Origin of the sequence: Natronolimnohabitans sp. A-GB9 (genome assembly GCF_030848565.1) — an archaeon.
GTDB lineage: Archaea > Halobacteriota > Halobacteria > Halobacteriales > Natrialbaceae > Natronolimnohabitans.
Genome location: NZ_JAVDDV010000003.1, coordinates 326,847 through 343,320 on the forward strand (window position 1 = coordinate 326,847; position 16,474 = coordinate 343,320).

General features: G+C 62.3%; 14 protein-coding genes. 7 read left to right on the forward strand and 7 right to left on the reverse strand.

Features of this window, described 5'->3' with window-relative positions; all coding sequences use genetic code 11:
* Positions 1-284 precede the first annotated feature (284 nt).
* The 7 genes from RBH26_RS06595 to RBH26_RS06625 form a co-directional block, all read right to left on the reverse strand.
* Complete coding sequence (locus RBH26_RS06595; RefSeq protein WP_306757355.1) at positions 285-815, reverse strand: calcium-binding protein; 531 nt, start codon at positions 813-815, stop codon at positions 285-287.
* A gap of 2 nt (positions 816-817) precedes the next feature.
* Entirely contained in the window at positions 818-1,261 is a 444-nt protein-coding gene (locus tag RBH26_RS06600; RefSeq protein ID WP_306757356.1) for a calcium-binding protein, read from the reverse strand.
* Positions 1,262-1,697: 436 nt separating this feature from the next.
* Positions 1,698-2,390, reverse strand: a complete 693-nt coding sequence (locus tag RBH26_RS06605; RefSeq protein ID WP_306757357.1) for a helix-turn-helix domain-containing protein — start codon at positions 2,388-2,390, stop codon at positions 1,698-1,700.
* Positions 2,391-2,844: 454 nt separating this feature from the next.
* Positions 2,845-4,986: a catalase/peroxidase HPI gene (katG, locus tag RBH26_RS06610; protein ID WP_306757358.1), complete on the reverse strand. Its 2,142-nt coding sequence runs from the start codon at positions 4,984-4,986 to the stop codon at positions 2,845-2,847.
* A gap of 500 nt (positions 4,987-5,486) precedes the next feature.
* Complete coding sequence (locus RBH26_RS06615; RefSeq protein ID WP_306757359.1) at positions 5,487-6,830, reverse strand: RimK family alpha-L-glutamate ligase; 1,344 nt, start codon at positions 6,828-6,830, stop codon at positions 5,487-5,489.
* Between the two features lie 69 nt (positions 6,831-6,899).
* A complete protein-coding gene (locus tag RBH26_RS06620; RefSeq protein ID WP_306757360.1) occupies positions 6,900-8,369 on the reverse strand; it encodes a flippase in 1,470 nt (489 codons plus the stop codon).
* 484 nt (positions 8,370-8,853) lie between these two features.
* A complete protein-coding gene (locus RBH26_RS06625; protein WP_306757362.1) occupies positions 8,854-9,603 on the reverse strand; it encodes a GNAT family N-acetyltransferase in 750 nt (249 codons plus the stop codon).
* A 184-nt stretch (positions 9,604-9,787) separates the two neighbouring features.
* On the opposite strand from RBH26_RS06625, the gene RBH26_RS06630 reads away from it, so the two are divergent.
* The 7 genes from RBH26_RS06630 to RBH26_RS06660 all read left to right on the forward strand — a co-directional run bounded on the left by RBH26_RS06630 (position 9,788) and on the right by RBH26_RS06660 (position 16,358).
* A complete protein-coding gene (locus RBH26_RS06630) occupies positions 9,788-10,900 on the forward strand; it encodes a succinylglutamate desuccinylase/aspartoacylase family protein (RefSeq protein ID WP_306757363.1) in 1,113 nt (370 codons plus the stop codon).
* Positions 10,901-11,080: 180 nt separating this feature from the next.
* Positions 11,081-11,476 carry a succinate dehydrogenase, cytochrome b556 subunit gene (sdhC, locus tag RBH26_RS06635; protein WP_306757364.1) on the forward strand — a complete coding sequence of 132 codons (396 nt, stop codon included), beginning with the start codon at positions 11,081-11,083 and terminating at the stop codon, positions 11,474-11,476.
* A complete protein-coding gene (locus RBH26_RS06640) occupies positions 11,476-11,841 on the forward strand; it encodes a succinate dehydrogenase hydrophobic membrane anchor subunit (protein ID WP_306757365.1) in 366 nt (121 codons plus the stop codon). Before sdhC ends, RBH26_RS06640 begins: the two co-directional genes overlap by 1 nt.
* A 1-nt stretch (position 11,842) precedes the next feature.
* Positions 11,843-12,715 carry a succinate dehydrogenase/fumarate reductase iron-sulfur subunit gene (locus RBH26_RS06645; RefSeq protein ID WP_306757366.1) on the forward strand — a complete coding sequence of 291 codons (873 nt, stop codon included), beginning with the start codon at positions 11,843-11,845 and terminating at the stop codon, positions 12,713-12,715.
* A 3-nt stretch (positions 12,716-12,718) separates the two neighbouring features.
* On the forward strand, positions 12,719-14,557 hold the full coding sequence (locus RBH26_RS06650; RefSeq protein ID WP_306757367.1) for an FAD-binding protein: 1,839 nt from the start codon (positions 12,719-12,721) through the stop codon (positions 14,555-14,557).
* A 170-nt stretch (positions 14,558-14,727) separates the two neighbouring features.
* Positions 14,728-14,916, forward strand: a complete 189-nt coding sequence (locus RBH26_RS06655; protein ID WP_306757368.1) for a hypothetical protein — start codon at positions 14,728-14,730, stop codon at positions 14,914-14,916.
* A gap of 137 nt (positions 14,917-15,053) precedes the next feature.
* Entirely contained in the window at positions 15,054-16,358 is a 1,305-nt protein-coding gene (locus RBH26_RS06660) for a 5'-deoxyadenosine deaminase (RefSeq protein ID WP_306757369.1), read from the forward strand.
* The last annotated feature ends 116 nt before the right edge of the window (positions 16,359-16,474 follow it).

Consider the following 16,474-nt stretch of genomic DNA (forward strand, 5'->3'; position numbering starts at 1 on the left):
GGTAGTCGCCCGCGCGACGATCGGGCATCCCGTCGGTCTCGGCCGGTCTGGACCGTCGGCGATCCCGACGCGGTCGACGACCTCGTGGTTGTGACTCGTCCATCGACGTGTCCGGGACTCGACACCGGCCTCGCTCCGTCTGCTATGCTCGACGGCACGACCGGCGGTCACTCCACCGACGAGGTTCATAACTCCCCCTTGTTTGTCAGTCACAGGGGTCGGTGTCGAACCGCAGTCTCGCTGGCGAGTGCCACGGACGGAATCGGCCACCGAAAACGGCGCCGTCAGCCCAAGATCCCGTTGTCGTCGTTCTCGTCGTTCTCGTCGTCGTTGTCGTCGTTGTCGTTGTTGTCGTTCTCGTCGTTGTCGTCGTCGTTGAACGTGGCTTCGACCTCGAGCAGGTCCCACTCGGAGTCCCAGAACGATGGCGAATCGCCCATCGTTCCTCGATCACCGGGGTCCGGATCGACGTCGTTGTCGATCATGATGACTCCCAGCTCGCCTGCCGGCTCGCCGACCTCGACGAGTATCGAGTAGACCTCCCAGTCGTCGTGATCGGAGAACGCGTCTTCGCCGTCGTCGTACTCCTCGAGAAACTCGACCCGGTTTCGTTCCTCGAAATTCGTCAAAACGACGAACTCCTCGTTCGGGTAGAAATCCCTCGATTTGATGACGACGTCCTGGGTTTCCTGGGCTGTAGCAGTGCCTGCGGTGGCCGAGATACCGGCCCCCGCCGCGAGCGCGGTCGCCGCAGCCGTCTCCAGTTTCCCGTGGCCTGTCGATTCGTCCGTGCTGTTTCGGTCGTTCGACGTCATGATCAGAGATCGACCTCCGTTTCGATCAAGTTCCGCTCGCGGCTGCGAAACGAACCGATCTCGTCCATCGAGCCCGAGTCGCCGGGATCGACGTCCGGATCGTCGTTATCGACGTCGATCATCAGATGCCCCAGCTCGCCTTCACTCTCGCCGATATCGATTCGGATTACGAATACCTCCCAGTCGTCCGGATCCGTAAACACATCTCCGTCCGGATCGTACTCCTCCAGGAAGTCGTTTCGTGTTCCCGTACCGAACTGGGTTAGGATGTCGAAATCGACGTCTGGATAGTAATCACTCCCGTGGAGGACGCCGTCTTCGTCGGGGGCCGCGGTGGCGGTGGTAGTCGCGCCAGCCCCGACCGCGAGAGCGCCCGTCGCGAGTGCTCCCTTCTTGATGAACGCTCGCCTCGAGTCACCTGCTGACTCCTGTTTGTTTTCTCTCATGTCTCTCGTAGCGTATGATTGCTGGTCGTTCGCTCGGCTCGTCTACTGTCGCCGCTCGTTGCGTCCCGCCTGCAATATCACCGATTACTGCCTCGTTGTGAACCTCCGTACACTGAATGAACGGATCCCAGCAGTAGACGTAAACCCCCACAGACAGTCCCGAACGGGATGTGTTCGCCAATACGTCTCACAACTGAACGGCCAGTTCTCTCTCCGTCCGGAACTGTGGTTCACAGCTGAACGGCCTTTGAAAACACTGTTCGGCGACGACCGTTCGCTGGTGTCCTGACCCGGAGAGTTCGCATGGACACCGTCCGTCGATACGGGCACAGCCCCACACGCACGGGTCGGGACTCGCCGAGAAATCGGTACAGCAGTCCGTATCGTACTGCCGGACAGCACGATTCGACGAGTTACTGACTGCTGTCTGGCAGTATCACTCGTGGGGCGGATTACCGAGACCCTCTTCGTCGAGGAGTGTCCGCTCGATCAGGCTCGCGGTGGCGCGGCGAAGCCGCTTCGACAGCGCGCTATCGCTTACCTCCTCTTTCGACGCGAGGTCGGCGAGTTGGCACTCCCGTGGTGTATCGTAGTAGCCGTTTTGATAGGCCAGTAACAGCGTCTCTCGATGGTTCGGCGGGATCGAGCGCTCGGGTTCGCCGTCGCCGGATTCCCGCTGAACCGTCGAACTGGAGAGTTTGCGCAACGTAACCGGAATCCCGTTGTTCGTGACGATCATGTTGAACTCCGAAAGCGACACGTGTGAGTCGAAAAGCAGGGTAAATTTCCAGTGGTTTGCCGTCCCTCGGGCGGTGAGGATCCGTCCTCCGGTGTCGAGAAGTGGCTGGACGATCCCGTCGAGATCGTCGCCCCACTCGAGTTTCAACAGGACGTCCTCGTCGACGGTTGCGAGCCGCTGGACGGCTTCGACGTCGTCAGTCTCGCGTAAGACCGGGAGGACACGCTCCGGTTCGACACCGTTGACCCAGACGAGCGGGCTATTCGTCTCTCCATTGCTCTGTAACGGTATTACCGGCTCGAATTCGACGACCGCGTTAGGGAACGCATCGAACAGGCTGCCGAGAGCGAACGTGTCGGTCGAGACTGTGATTTCGGCCGTTAACACCATAGTAGCGCTTACGAGTCAATGGGCGTTGCCACCCGCGTCGCCATCGGGTATCGTTTCACCCGTCGACTGCGGGGTGAACGCAGCAGACGACCATCGATGGCCGGCTTTCGGCCTGGACGGGTTCATCGCGGTACTGGAGTCTGTATCTCCGCTAACGTGGCTATCCAGCGAGTGCTGGTAGTCAGTTCGCTCTACGCGCCGTTAATTGTTGGCATCAGCCACTCTTCCAACAGAACGGTGATTGATATGCGAACCGTCACCCGCCTCGGGGTCAACTCCCGTGGCATCCGCCTCGGTATTCTGTAACCCGACTGATAGCTACTGTTCGGACGTGGGATTCGTCCGGCCGGGACGGCAGTTGTGCCGTCCCCACGGACGTCGTATACTGTCGGACAGCCGTCAGTACATCGGCGGTCGCGATCGTTCCGGAAAACGAGACGGCCGATCGACGACGTTACTCGAGGTCGAACCGATCGGCCTGCATCACGTCGCTCCAGGCGTCGACGAAGTCCTCGACGAACTCCGCTTCGCCGTCTTCGGCCGCGTAGACTTCTGCGATGGCGCGGAGTCGGGAGTGCGAACCGAAGATGAGGTCGACGCGGCTGCCCGTCCACTCGACCTCACCGGTCTCGCGGTCGCGCAGTTCGTAGACCTCCTCGTCTTCGGAGACCTGCTCCCACTCGTAGCCCATGTCGAGGATGGTCTCGAAGAAGTCGTTGGTCAGCGCCTCCGGCTCGTCCGTGAAGACGCCGAGGTCCGAGTCCTGGTAGGTCACGCCCAGCGTGCGCAGGCCGCCGACCAGCACCGTCATCTCGTCGGCCGTCAGGTCGAGCAGGTCAGCCTTGTTGACCAGCGCCTCTTCTGCCGGGCGGTCGTGGTCGTCCGGGAGGTAGTTCCGGAACCCGTCCGCGTCGGGCTTGAGCGCCTCGAAGGACTCGACGTCGGTCTGTTCCTGGCTGGCGTCGGTACGGCCCGGCTCGAACGGCACTTCGACGTCGTAGCCGGCGTCCGCCGCAGCCTGCTCGATGGCTGCGTTGCCGCCGAGTACGATCAGGTCGGCAAGCGAGACCCGCACGTCGTCGGAGCGCGAGCTGTTGAACTCGTCCTGGATCTCCTCGTAGGTCTCGAGGACCGTCTCGAGCTCCGCGGGTTCGTTGACTTCCCAGCTGCGCTGGGGCTCGAGTCGGATGCGGGCACCGTTTGCGCCGCCGCGTTTGTCGCTGTCGCGGTAGGTCGAGGCAGCGGCCCAGGCGGTCTTGACCAGCTGGGAAACCGAGCGGTCCGAGGCGAGGATTTCCTCTTTGAGTTCGGCGACTTCTTCGTCCCCGATCAGCTCGTAGTCGGCGTCGGGGATCGGGTCCTGCCAGATCAGTTCCTCGTCGGGAACTTCCGGGCCAAGGAGCCGTTCCTTCGGGCCCATATCCCGGTGGATCAGCTTGAACCACGCTCTCGCGAAGGCCTCCTGGAACTCCTTGGGGTTCTCCTGGAACCGCTCTAGGATCTCCCGGTAGTCCGGATCCCGCTTGAGCGCGACGTCCGTCGTCAGCATCATCACGTCTTCTTTCTCCGACGGATCGTCGACGCCGGGTGCGGCCTCGTCGAGTTCGCCGTTCTGCGTGGTCCACTGCCAGGCACCGCCGGGACCCTTCTCGGGCCACCACTGGTACTCGAGCAGGTTGTCGATGAAGCCGGTGTCGAACTGGGTCGGCGCGGTGGTCCACGGTCCTTCGATCCCGCTAGTAATCGTGTCGGGACCTTTGCCTTCGCCGTAGTCGCTCTCCCAGCCGAGGCCCTGCTGCTCGATGGGGGCCGCTTCGGGCTCGGCACCGACGTGTTCGTCGGGGTCGTCGGCACCGTGGACCTTCCCGAAGGTGTGGCCGCCGGCGATGAGCGCGGCCGTTTCCTCGTCGTCCATCGCCATCCGGCCGAACGACTCTCGAATTCGTTCTGCTGCCGCCTCCGGATCCGGTTCGCCGCCTGGACCCTCGGGGTTGACGTAGATGAGACCCATGACGGTAGCGCCGAGTGGCTCCTCGAGTTCGCCCTCGTCGCTGAAGCGATCGGACTCTTCCATCTTGTTTTCGGGGCCCCAGTAGACGGACTTGTCGGGTTTGAAGTCGTCCTCGCGTCCGCCACCGAAGCCGAACGTCTCGAATCCCATCGACTCAAGCGAGACGTTGCCAGCCAGAACGATCAGGTCGGCCCAGGAGAGCTTGCGACCGTACTTTTGCTTGACGGGCCAGAGCAGTCGGCGTGCTTTGTCGAGGTTCGCGTTGTCGGGCCAACTGTTGAGCGGCGGGAGGCGCTGTCGGCCGCCGTCAGCGCCGCCACGGCCGTCGGTGGTGCGGTACGTACCGGCGCTGTGCCACGCCATCCGGATCATCAGCGGGCCGTAGTGACCGTAGTCCGCTGGCCACCACTCCTGGGACGTCGTCAGTACGTCCTCGATGTCCTGTTTTACTTCCTCGAGATCGAGTTCTTCGAACTCCTCGGCGTAGTCGAAGTCCTCGCCTCTCGGGTCGACCTGTTCGGCGTTTTGATCGAGAATCTCCAGGTCCAACTGGTTCGGCCACCAGTCTTGGTCAGAGCCTATCATCACCAGACGATTACCACTTTCGCCTATTAAGATTTTCTAAGTCGGTAAGGAGTACTTCGCTGTGCACCAACAATTCTTGTCGATCCATGAACCACACCAGTGGCTGATTCCCGTGGCGTGTGCGACACGATCACCGAGGCCGATCACTACGGGCGAACGGAACACTGACTCGAGGGAGTGGGGCTCGTCCACCAGGGGGACCGTTCGGAGCCATACTACGGGATTTTTGCTCGTCCGGCCGGAGTTCGCCGGCGTTCGTCGGTACGCTTTGCGAGCGACTTCGACTTCGATACCGGTTGCGGCGTGCCACCGGACCCGTGTTTCGGGACGTCGCCCGACAGCCCTAATTATCGTTGTCGTTCTCCGATTATTTATTCGTGTTGGCGAAACCCGACGACCGGCGGCGCCGACCGTCCCGAGACGAATCGATGCCGACTCGAGCCAGCCGACGTCGGCCGTCCGGACGTTCGCGGTAACGCTCGAGGTCCATCGCTGCGACGTCACTCCTCTTCTTCCGGCGTATCGGGAGCATCACGGTCGGCACGTCGGCTCACGTCGACCTGGTAGTTCTCGAGGATGTCCCGACCGAGGATGACTGGGTAGTCCATGTGACTACGGTCCTCGACGCTCGCGGTGACGGTATGTTGGTTGCCACCGACACCGACGACGACGTCGACGACGGGGCGGCTCTTGGCAGTCTTACTGCTGCCCGAACGAACCCGGGTGATCGATTTGATCGGTCCGGCACCGATATCGGCAGCGAGGGCCGTGTCGATGCTCGTTCGCGTGGCTCCGGTGTCTGCTTTGGCGAGGACGGACTTCGAGCCGCTGGTTCCCGAGAGGACGATCTCCTCGGTGTAGCCGATGGTGCTCGGCTCCGTGGCCGGCTCCGACGTCGTGACAGGCTGGGCCGTCGGCCTGGAGTCGTCGAGCACGTTCGAGAGGTCCCGGACGCGGTCGTCATCAACGTCGCCGCCGACACGTTCGATCGCGAGTTTCGCGATGTAGGGTGCGGGACTGATCTGGGTCGCTTCGTAGAATCCCTTGAAGCCAGCCGTCGGGTTGACCTCGAGGACGAACCAGCCGTCGTCGCCTTCGACGAGGTCGACGCCAGCGTAGTCGAGTCCGATAGCCGTCGCCGCCCGCCGTGCCATGTCGCGGGCCTCCTCGGGGAGGTCGTCGGTCGCGTCTTCGACGCTGCCGCCGAGTGCAACGTTGGTCCGCCAATCGTTGTCAGGCGCGTAGCGGTACATCGCGCCGACGATCTCGCCGCCGACGACGTAGACGCGGGCGTCGTGGTGGCGCACGTCGTCGCGCTCGATGAGGTCCTGTAGGAAGGCGTATCGGTTGCCGACTTTCGCATTGACCGGATCGTCGGGGCCGACCTTCCACGTCCCACCACCGTGGGTGCCGATCGCCGTCTTGTAGACCGCTTCCTCCCCGTACTGATCGCGGGCGGCAGTCAATCCTTCGGCGTTGAGCGCGAGGGTCACGTCCGGTGTCCGGACGTCGTCGGAAGCCAGCGTCGTCGCCGTCGAGAGCTTGTGCATCGCCGTCAACACCGTCGACGGCTCGTTGAGCATCGGTACCAGCTGCGAGAACGTGTTTGCGAGCCCGAGTTCCTCGGCGGGTTGCTCCGTGTTCGAGAGCAGCATCCGGTTGGCGATGACGTCGACCGCCGGCTCGAGGACGACACTGCCATCGGTGACACTGATCGACGTGTTCTCCGCACGGAGCCACTCGGTGTCGTGGCCCAGCGCCTCGACGGCGTTCAAAATCGCTTTCGTTTCCTTGCTGGTGTGAAGACTCAGTACCCCGACGGTGACAGGATCGGCAACGGCCATACACCAGAGGACGACGAGTCGAGAGAAAAGGGTACTGTTGGAAACGGTATACGGCTTTTTCCGGGATCGTCACGTGATCGCCGCCCGCACGTCGTTCGGATCGACCATCCCGCTTGCGACCGCGAGGACGGCCCACATTATCCCACCCAGTCCGATCACACCGATCAACGTCAGGAAACTCGAGACCAGCGGTGTCACGAGCAAGACGGCAGCGGCCATCACGCCGGAAATCGCACAGACGAGCCCCATCGATCGCGCGAGCCGCCCGACTCGAAGATCAAGTTCCAGGTGGACGATATAGAGGTTGACAGCAACGTACACCGTATGCGTCGCGACCGTCGCGAGCGCGGCGCCGACGACGCCGATGGTCGGGATGAGCGCGAGGTTCAACGCGAAGTTGGCCACCGACGTCCCTCCTTTCGCGATCGCCCGATGACGGGCGCGACCGAGGTAGTCCAGACTATCGCTTGTCAGATTTGTGATCGCCTGAAGCACGATGAAGCCGGCCAGGATCTGGAGAACCGGCACTGCACCGGCGTAGCCGGCGCCGAACACCATCGTCACGAACGGATCAGCGACGATGGCGAGGCCGACGGCTGCCGGAATGTACAGCAACATCGTGTTCGTCAGTGCCGTCTCGTAGATCCGTCGTGCTTCCTCGAGTTGACCCGCGGCCTTCTGCTCGCCGAAGTTCGGCGAGATCGTAAACCCGAGCGATTCGGCCGGTGCGAGCACGAAGTCAGAGATCTGTTTCCCGAGCGTGTAGAACGCGACCGCAGTGGGCGTAAGGAAAACGCCCACCAGCACGGTGTCGACCTGTTTATCGAGAACGTTTGCGCTGCGGGTCGCCGTCAGCGGGACGCTGTACTCGACCAGTCGCCGTGAGAGTCCCGCCTCGTACCGCTCTGCCGGTTCGTATCGAGCGTAGAATCCATAATAAAGCAGAACTAGTCCAACGGCAGCCGAGACGGCGTAGCCGACGACGTACCCGAAGAAGGCACCGAGCGCGCCCAGCCCCGCGAGGACGAAGCCGACGGCGAACCCGAGCCGAGCGACGCCGCTGATCGCCTGTACGGCAGCGCTGTAGACGAGGTGGTTGAATCCCTGGAAGAGGATCTGTGCGAACGTGCTAAACGAGCGTGCGATGATATAGAGCACGCCGGCTACGAGAAACGGAGCGGCCGCCGGCTCGCCCAAAAGCACCGCGATCTGCTCGTGAAACAACACGAGCACGTACGAGACGACCGCGATGACGACGATCTTGAGCGTCAGCGTCGACTCGAGGAGATGTGGAATCTGGCCCGGATCCGCGTTGCCGTACTCGGAAACGTATCGCGCAGCCGACTTTCCGATCCCCAGATCAGCGACCAACTGGACGATCGCCATGATCCCGATCACCCAGTACAGCGTCCCGTAGCCGTCGGGATCGAGTAGGAATCGCGCCAACAGGACCATCAACAGCGCGCTCGAGACCATATAGACCGCTCGAGCGACGAGCGTTGCTTTGAACCCGTGAACGATGTGGTCGTCTCTATTCATTCGGTATATCTGTTAGTGTCCGACTATGTCCGCTCGATCGACCGCTCACACGCGAGGCGGCTGACGTACTCGAATCGATGAGTGAATCGGCAATTGTAATGCGGTGACAACAGCTGTATCGTTCCCCTATTCGCGCTGAAAACCAGCCTTACAATACTGTCACCGAATCGGATTCGGACGCTACAGGCGGCGACAGGCGACGGCAGTCGCTCGGTCAGGACGGCTGGATCGCCCGCTTGACCGGTATGGGCCGCATATCGTCAGCGGATAGAATAAAGTGGGCGTGTAGTATCAACGCGCAGCTAATACTGTCGGACAGCAGTCAGCGAGCCGTCGGTCGCGAACGCGCGGCCGTCACCCTCGGGACGGTCGCAGTCGCGCGACCGATCGTCGACTCGTGCTGTCCAACAGTATAAAACGGGACAGTCGGACCGAAACGAGCGGTGGAAGCGTCCGAAACGGACACGACGATCGCAGGTCACGCCTAGAGGTACGACGCGTCCCACCGTGTCGCCTTGCGACGATTACCACAGACGTTACACTCGATCCGACCCATCGTGTCCATCGTGTTGTCCAACGAGTCACAGTTCCCACAGAGCCAACCGTAGAGTTCCTCGCGATCGTTGGTCTCGTAGGTGCTGTAGAACGGTGCCTTGGCCCCGCGTGCAGCCTCGCCGTAACTCACGTAGACCGTTTCGTCCTCGACCTCGAGTTCGTCGACGGCACCCCAGCCCTCGTCGTCGAGTTCACCCTCGGCGTAGACGTTCTCCGTAAACGTTTCCGTCCCGATCTCGACGTCTCGCTGCCCGGCCTGCTCGAAGCCGTGTTCCTGGTAGAACTCGTTGCCGCCCTCGTTGTCCTCGAGAACGAGCCCCTGGACCTGATCGGCACCTGTCTCGAGGAGTTTCTCGCGGGTGCGAACGAGCAGGCGCACGCCGGTCCCAGCACCGCGATGGTCGGGATCGATATGCAGCCAGAGGATTCGGCCGGTATCGTAGCGCTGGCCAACGAGGTCGCTCTGGGAGAAGCCGGCGATCTCGCCGTCTTCTTCGACGACGAGAATCAGCGAGTGTTCGTCCGCGAGGTCGTCGATGAACGCATCGCCGTACCACTGTTCGATCGCTTCGTCGACGGTCTCCTGGTCGAGAAAGTCAGTGTATGTCGACTCGAGGGAGTGTTGGGCGATCGAACGGATGGTATCGACGTCGTCCTCGGTAGCTTCGCGAATCTCCATGGCTGGTGGTACCATGTCTTCCTACAAAACGTATGCCCAGGGGGAGAGTTTTTCCCCGTTTTCAGTTCGGTGCAACGAGCGGTTTCGTCGGAAGATCCACACCGTCGACCCGCAGGCGTCGAGTGCGACGTCGACGGCGAGAGGGCGGGAGAAGATTCACATTGCTGCCCGCGGAGAGAGTACTATGAGTGACACCATGGACGAACCGCCCGACGACGGGTCGTCCGATCGGACTGCCGAGCCGTTTACGTACAACGGCGGCCGGGTCGATCCCGGCGAGTCGGCCAACATTCGCTACGGAATCAGCGAAACGTACCTCGGCGATCCCGTCAGAATCCCGGTGACAGTCGTCAACGGCGAGCAGCCGGGCCCGACGGTCTTTCTCTCGGCGGCGGCCCACGGCGACGAGCTCAACGGGATCGAAGTGGTCCGTGAGGTGGCCCACGACTGGGACCACTCGGAGCTTCACGGGACGCTCGTCTGTCTGCCAGTGATGAACGTTCCCGGCTTCCTCGCTCAGGAGCGATATCTGCCGATCTACGACCGGGATCTGAACCGCTCGTTCCCCGGCCGAGAGGGCTCGACCAGCGCCCGCCGGATGGCCCACCGGATCTTCACGAACTTCATCGAGCCGTGTGATCTGGGGCTCGATTTCCATACCTCGACGCGTGGCCGAACGAACATGCTCCACGTCCGGGCTAACATGGACGATCCGACAGTCGCCCGCATCGCGAAGGCGTTCAGTTCGAACGTCATCATCGCCGGCGAAGGTCCCTCGGGGACGCTCCGATACGAGGCGACACAGGCCGGCGTCCCCACGATTACGATCGAGATGGGGGAGGCCCACCGATTCCAGCGGCGACTGATCGATCGCGCGCTGACCGGCGTCGCAAGCGTCCTCGCCGAGTTCGGCTGTCACCCCGACTCGTCGGTTCACTGGCCGGGCTGGCGGACCGTCATCGACGACGACCACGAGAAGACCTGGATCAGAGCCGACGCGGGCGGTATCGTCGACATGAAACACGGTCGCGGCGAGTACGTCCGCGAGGGCGAAACCATCTGTGCGATCACGAACCCGTTCAAGGAGGAAGACGACATCGTTACCGTCGAAGCACCCTTTACCGGACTCGTCGTCGGCGTCCTCGAGAACCCGGTCGTCTACCCCGGCAATCCGCTCTGTCATCTCGTCGGACTCTCGCCGGACACCCGGACGGCACTCGAGCGCGAACGAACGGCAGAGCGTTCGCGTTCGGAACTCCGATCGGCCCGGTCGGCCGAGTCGAGTGACGCGGAATGACGTCGCCATCGGGCCCCGTCGATCGCCATCGCCCGGTCTCGTGGTAACCGCGACCCCGAACCGATTCGGTCTGACGCCCGACCGAATTTCGTTTCGACAATTGAGTCTGGTAACAAAATCTCTCCAGGAGAGATAAAAGTAACTTCTATACCCCCGCGGTCTAACCGTCAACATGAGCGTATGAGTCAGTCTTACAATCGCGGCCTCATCGAGGACTTCGGTCGCTGGAAGGAGTTCTCGGCCGGCATGTGGGCGTGGATCTTCCACAAGTTCACCGGGTGGATGCTGATCGGCTACCTGTTTACCCACATCGCCGTGTTGAGTAGTGCAATAACCGGTCCCGAAGCGTATACGAACACCATTCAGGGCCTCGAGTCGCTGTTTATCATCCGCGTGCTCGAGGTCGGACTGCTCGCCGTAGCAGTGTTCCACATCCTGAACGGTCTGCGGCTGCTGATGGTCGACCTCGGCGTCGGGCTCGAGGCACAGGACAAGAGCTTCTACGCCTCGCTGGTGCTGACGGCGATCATCACCATCGCTAGCGTGCCGACCTTCATGGACGGGGTGACGCTGTAATGGCGGAACGCTACTCCTCGTTTGCACCCGGTGGCACGACGTGGCTGCTCCAGCGGATCACGGCCGCGTTCTTAGTCATCGTGCTTGCGTTCCACTTCTTCCTCCTGCACTTCGTCAACCACGCTGCAGACGTCACCTTCGCGGGCACGCAGGCCCGAATGGAAAACGTGGGCTACTTCCTGACGATGGTGCTGTTCCTGATCGCAGGGACGTTCCACGGCGTCAACGGCGTCTACAACGCCCTCGTCAACCAGGGGCTGAAAGGAACCCAAAAGAAAGTCGTGCTTGCAGTGCTTGTTATCGCGAGCGTGGCACTCATCGTGCAGGGTATCTACGTTGCACTCGTCATGGCGGGGTGGACCTAAAATGAGTACTCAACAACAGCAACCCGAAACCCAGGAAGCACCGGAAGACCCGGAGATGAAAGGCGCGGAGTCGCCGGTCGACGAGAAAGAAAAAGAAGGCGGCGACATCGACCAGCAGACGACTCCCGAACCCGAACTCGAGGGAGAGACGGTACACATCAAGGTGTTCCGTTACGATCCCGAAGTCGAGGGCAAACAGGAACCACGGTTCGACGACTTCCACGTGCCCTTCAAGAAGGGGATGACGGTGCTGGACGCGGTAATGTACGCACGCGACACCTACGACTCGTCGCTGACCTTCCGTCACTCCTGTCGACAGGCCGTCTGTGGCTCCGACGCCTTCTTCGTCAACGGCAAGCAGCGACTGGGCTGTAAGACCCAGATCGCCGACCTAGAGCAGCCGATCCGTATCGAGCCACTGCCCCACCAGGAGGTCGTAAAAGACCTGGTCGTCGACATGGACCACTTCTACGACCAGATGCACACCGTCGAGCCGTACTTCCAAAACGAGGATACGCCCGACGCAAGCGACCTCGAAGAGCAGCGCCAGTCCCGCGAGAACCGCGAAAAGGTCAAGATGTCGACGCGGTGTATCTGGTGTGGCGCGTGTATGTCTTCGTGTAACATCGCGGCCGGCGACAACGAGTATCTCGGCCCGGCGGCGATCAACAAAGCCTACAAGTTCGCGATGGACGATCGCGAACCCGAAGACGTCAAAGAGCACCGACTCCGCATCCTAGAACAGGAGCACGGTGTCTGGCGCTGCCAGACCCAGTTCTCCTGTACCGAGGTGTGTCCGAAGGACATTCCGCTCACCGAGCACATTCAGGAGCTCAAGCGGGAAGCAGTCAAGAAGAACCTGAAGTTCTGGTAGACAATGTACGAACACGACGTTATCGTGGTCGGCGCCGGCGGCGCCGGCCTCCGTGCTGCGGTCGCAGCGGACGAGGCGGGTGCAGACGTCGCACTGGTCTCGAAACTCCACCCGGTTCGCAGCCACACGGGTGCAGCCGAAGGGGGCATCAACGCCGCTCTCCAGGAGGGCGACGACTGGGAGCTCCACGCCTACGACACGATGAAGGGGTCGGACTACCTGGGCGACGCCCCGGCAGTCGAGACTCTCGCACAGGACGCTCCCGAAGACACGATGCGTCTCGAACACTGGGGGATGCCGTTCTCCCGCGAGGAAGACGGAACGGTCTCCCAGCGACCGTTCGGCGGTCTCTCCTACCCACGTACCACCTACGCCGGTGCCGAAACCGGTCATCACCTGCTGCATACGATGTACGAGCAGGTCGTCAAACGTGGCATCGAGGTCTACGACGAGTGGTACGTCATGGACCTGGCGGTCACCGACGAGGACGATCCGAACGACCGCGAGTGCCACGGTGTCGTCGCCTACGACGTCCAGTCGGGCAAGATTGAAGGGTTCAAGGCCAACCGAGGCGTCGTCCTCGCGGCCGGTGGCCCCGGCCAGGCCTTCGATCACACCACCAACGCCGTCTCCTGTACCGGCGACGGTCACGCGATGGCCTATCGGGCGGGTGTGCCGCTGGAAGACATGGAGTTCATCCAGTTCCACCCGACCTCGCTGCCGTCGACGGGGGTCCTGATCTCCGAGGGTGTCCGTGGCGAAGGTGGCATCCTCTACAACAACGAAGGCGAACGGTTCATGTTCGAGTACGGGTACGCGAACAACTCCGGGGAACTCGCCTCCCGCGACGTCGTCGCACGTGCTGAACTCACCGAAGTCAACGAAGGACGCGGCGTCAAGGACGAATACGTCCACCTCGACATGCGCCACCTCGGTGAGGAACGGATCATGGACCGCCTCGAGAACATCCTCCACCTCGCGGAGGACTTCGAAGGTGTCGACGGCCTCATCGAACCGATGCCGGTCAAGCCCGGTCAGCACTACGCGATGGGTGGCATCGAGACCGACGAGAACGGCCAGACCTGTATCGACGGCCTCTACGCGGCCGGCGAGTGTGCCTGTGTCTCCGTCCACGGCGGTAATCGCCTGGGCGGCAACGCCCTGCCGGAGCTGATCGTCTTCGGCAAGCGTGCTGGCTACCAGGCTGCCGGCAAAGACCTCGGAGAGCCCGAGATTCAGACGGGATACGGCGACGACGTCGAGGACGAGACCGAGACCGAACTCCCCGTCCAGCCCGGTGCGGCCGGCCTCGATACGTCCGACAGCGTCGCTGCAGACGGCGGTGTCACGGCCGACGCCGAAGGCGTCTTAGAGCAGACGGTCGAACGCACCCGCCAGCGCGTCGACCGCCTGATGGACAAAGACGACGGCGTCCAACACTCCGAGATCCGCCAGAAGCTCCAGAACGCGATGACCGACTACGTGAACGTCTTCCGAACCGAAGACGGGATCAAGAAGGCGCTGCGGATCATCCGCGAGTGTCGCGAGGAGTACCAGGACGTCTACGTCGACGACCCATCGCGGACGTTCAACACCGACCTCCAGCAGACCATCGAAACGCGAAACCTGATCGACGTCGCCGAGACGATCGCACTCGGTGCCCTCGTGCGCAACGAGTTCCGCGGTGCCCACTGGCGCCAAGAGAACCAGGTGCGTGACGACGAGAACTGGCTCAAGCACACGCTCATCTCCTGGGACGACGGCGAACCGAAGATCTTCTATCGCCCGGTCATCCTCGAGGGCGAGGACAAGACCTACGAGCCCAAAGAGCGCAGCTACTAACGCTGCCGGGCCGTTCCAGCGACTGATTCGCACTGCTGTACCGATTTACGCCGATCGTCGACCCCGTTGGCGATCGGCGGGACGTGACGACAGGAGCCCGTATTGTGGCCTCGACTTTCGTCGACCGGTATCGGTAGCGGTATACGTGCGGTTCGACTGACTTCGACTAGATGGGTCTCGAGCGATTCATTCGAGTGAACCTGATCCTCGTGCCGTTGCTCGTCGTCGGCACCTACCTGTTCTGGGAGTCGCTACCGATACTCGTGTTACCGCTTCTCGTTGGATACGTCACGTTCACTGCGCTTCTCACCGGCGCATGGGTGCTCTCACACGTGTCGATGTCGATCCGATCGTCGTGAGATCGTAATCCCCCCGTGGGTCGCTGTCGGTCAGTGCCGGCGACCCCACGAACCGCCTGTGGGGTCGCCGTGACATCGGGACCGCGGACCGTATCACCCACAGAAATAAGGTTATCGACTGGGTATCGTGGGTCGGTATGTTGTTGTCGGGGACGGTCATCGTCGACGCCGAAACCGTGATCCACGACGGCGCCGTCGTCGTCGAGGCCGATCGCATCGTTACCGTCGGGGATCGATCGACGTGTCTCGAGCAGTATCCGGACCACGAACACCACGCATACGACCTGCTCGCACCGGGGACCGTCGGCGCACACATCCACTCCGTACAGAGTCTCGGCCGCGGCATCGCCGACGACACCGCGTTGCTCGAGTGGCTGTTCGACTACGTCTTGCCGATGGAGGCCTCGCTGTCGGCCGAGGAGATGCGAGTCGCAGCCGAGCTCGGCTACCTCGAGTTGATCGAGAGCGGGACGACGACGTGTATCGACCACCTCTCGGTTTCCCACGCCGAGGAAGCGTTCGAGGCGGCCCGCGAGTTCGGAATTCGCGGCCGACTCGGAAAGGTGATGATGGACAAGGAGGCGCCGCCGGGCTTGCTCGAGGACACCGACGACGCACTCGCCGAAAGCGAACGGCTCATTCGGCGCTATCACGGCGTCGACGGCGGCCGGATTCGGTACGCACTGACGCCACGGTTCGCCGTCAGCTGTACCGAAGCCTGTCTCCGCGGGACGCGAGCGCTTGCAGACGAGTACGACGGCGTTCGCATCCACACCCACGCCAGTGAGAACCGCGACGAGATCGCGACCGTCGAGGAGGAAACCGGGCTCCGGAACGTTCACTGGCTCGACGAGGTCGGGCTCACCGGCGAGGACGTCGTCCTCGCCCACTGTGTCTGGACCGACGACAGCGAACGCGAGCGACTGGCCGAGACCGGAACGCACGTCACCTACTGTCCGTCGTCGAATATGAAACTCGCGAGTGGCGTCGCGCCGATCCACGACTACCTCGAGCGTGGAATCAACGTCGCGCTGGGCAACGACGGCCCGCCATGTAACAACACGCTCGATCCGTTCACGGAGATGCGACAGGCCAGCCTACTCCAGAAAGTCGACCGACTCGAGCCACAGGCCTTGCCCGCGCGGACGGTCTTCGAGATGGCGACGATAAACGGCGCCCGCGCGGCCGGCTTCGACCGCGTCGGCGCGCTTCGAGAAGGGTGGAAAGCCGACATCATCGGCCTCGAGACCGACGTCACTCGAGCGACGCCGATTCACGACGTCCACTCGCATCTGGTCTTCGCCGCCCACGGCGACGACGTGCAGTTCACGATGGTCGACGGCGACGTCCTGATGCGTGACGGTAAAGTACTCGTCGTCGACGCCGAATCGGTCCGCCGTCGCGCTCGAGAGTACGCAGCGACGTTCGAATCCGCTTCCTGATACTACTGCTCTCGTGTGACGAATCCCGGTTCGTCAGTCGACGTAATCGGTCAAAATCCGAGCCAACCCGCAACGTCGACGCTTAGTTCCAGTGTCTGGACGAGTTTGTACCCCAG

Bases quoted from the DNA above. Each gene is read 5' to 3' on its own strand.
- sdhC (WP_306757364.1), top strand. From the start codon at position 11,081: ATGAGTCAGTCTTACAATCGCGGCCTCATCGAGGACTTCGGTCGCTGG.
- RBH26_RS06625 (WP_306757362.1), bottom strand. From the start codon at position 9,603: ATGGAGATTCGCGAAGCTACCGAGGACGACGTCGATACCATCCGTTCG.
- RBH26_RS06600 (WP_306757356.1), bottom strand. From the start codon at position 1,261: ATGAGAGAAAACAAACAGGAGTCAGCAGGTGACTCGAGGCGAGCGTTC.
- RBH26_RS06605 (WP_306757357.1), bottom strand. From the start codon at position 2,390: ATGGTGTTAACGGCCGAAATCACAGTCTCGACCGACACGTTCGCTCTC.
- RBH26_RS06640 (WP_306757365.1), top strand. From the start codon at position 11,476: ATGGCGGAACGCTACTCCTCGTTTGCACCCGGTGGCACGACGTGGCTG.
- RBH26_RS06660 (WP_306757369.1), top strand. From the start codon at position 15,054: ATGTTGTTGTCGGGGACGGTCATCGTCGACGCCGAAACCGTGATCCAC.
- RBH26_RS06655 (WP_306757368.1), top strand. From the start codon at position 14,728: ATGGGTCTCGAGCGATTCATTCGAGTGAACCTGATCCTCGTGCCGTTG.
- RBH26_RS06615 (WP_306757359.1), bottom strand. From the start codon at position 6,830: ATGGCCGTTGCCGATCCTGTCACCGTCGGGGTACTGAGTCTTCACACC.
- RBH26_RS06650 (WP_306757367.1), top strand. From the start codon at position 12,719: ATGTACGAACACGACGTTATCGTGGTCGGCGCCGGCGGCGCCGGCCTC.
- katG (WP_306757358.1), bottom strand. From the start codon at position 4,986: ATGATAGGCTCTGACCAAGACTGGTGGCCGAACCAGTTGGACCTGGAG.
- RBH26_RS06645 (WP_306757366.1), top strand. From the start codon at position 11,843: ATGAGTACTCAACAACAGCAACCCGAAACCCAGGAAGCACCGGAAGAC.
- RBH26_RS06630 (WP_306757363.1), top strand. From the start codon at position 9,788: ATGAGTGACACCATGGACGAACCGCCCGACGACGGGTCGTCCGATCGG.
- RBH26_RS06595 (WP_306757355.1), bottom strand. From the start codon at position 815: ATGACGTCGAACGACCGAAACAGCACGGACGAATCGACAGGCCACGGG.
- RBH26_RS06620 (WP_306757360.1), bottom strand. From the start codon at position 8,369: ATGAATAGAGACGACCACATCGTTCACGGGTTCAAAGCAACGCTCGTC.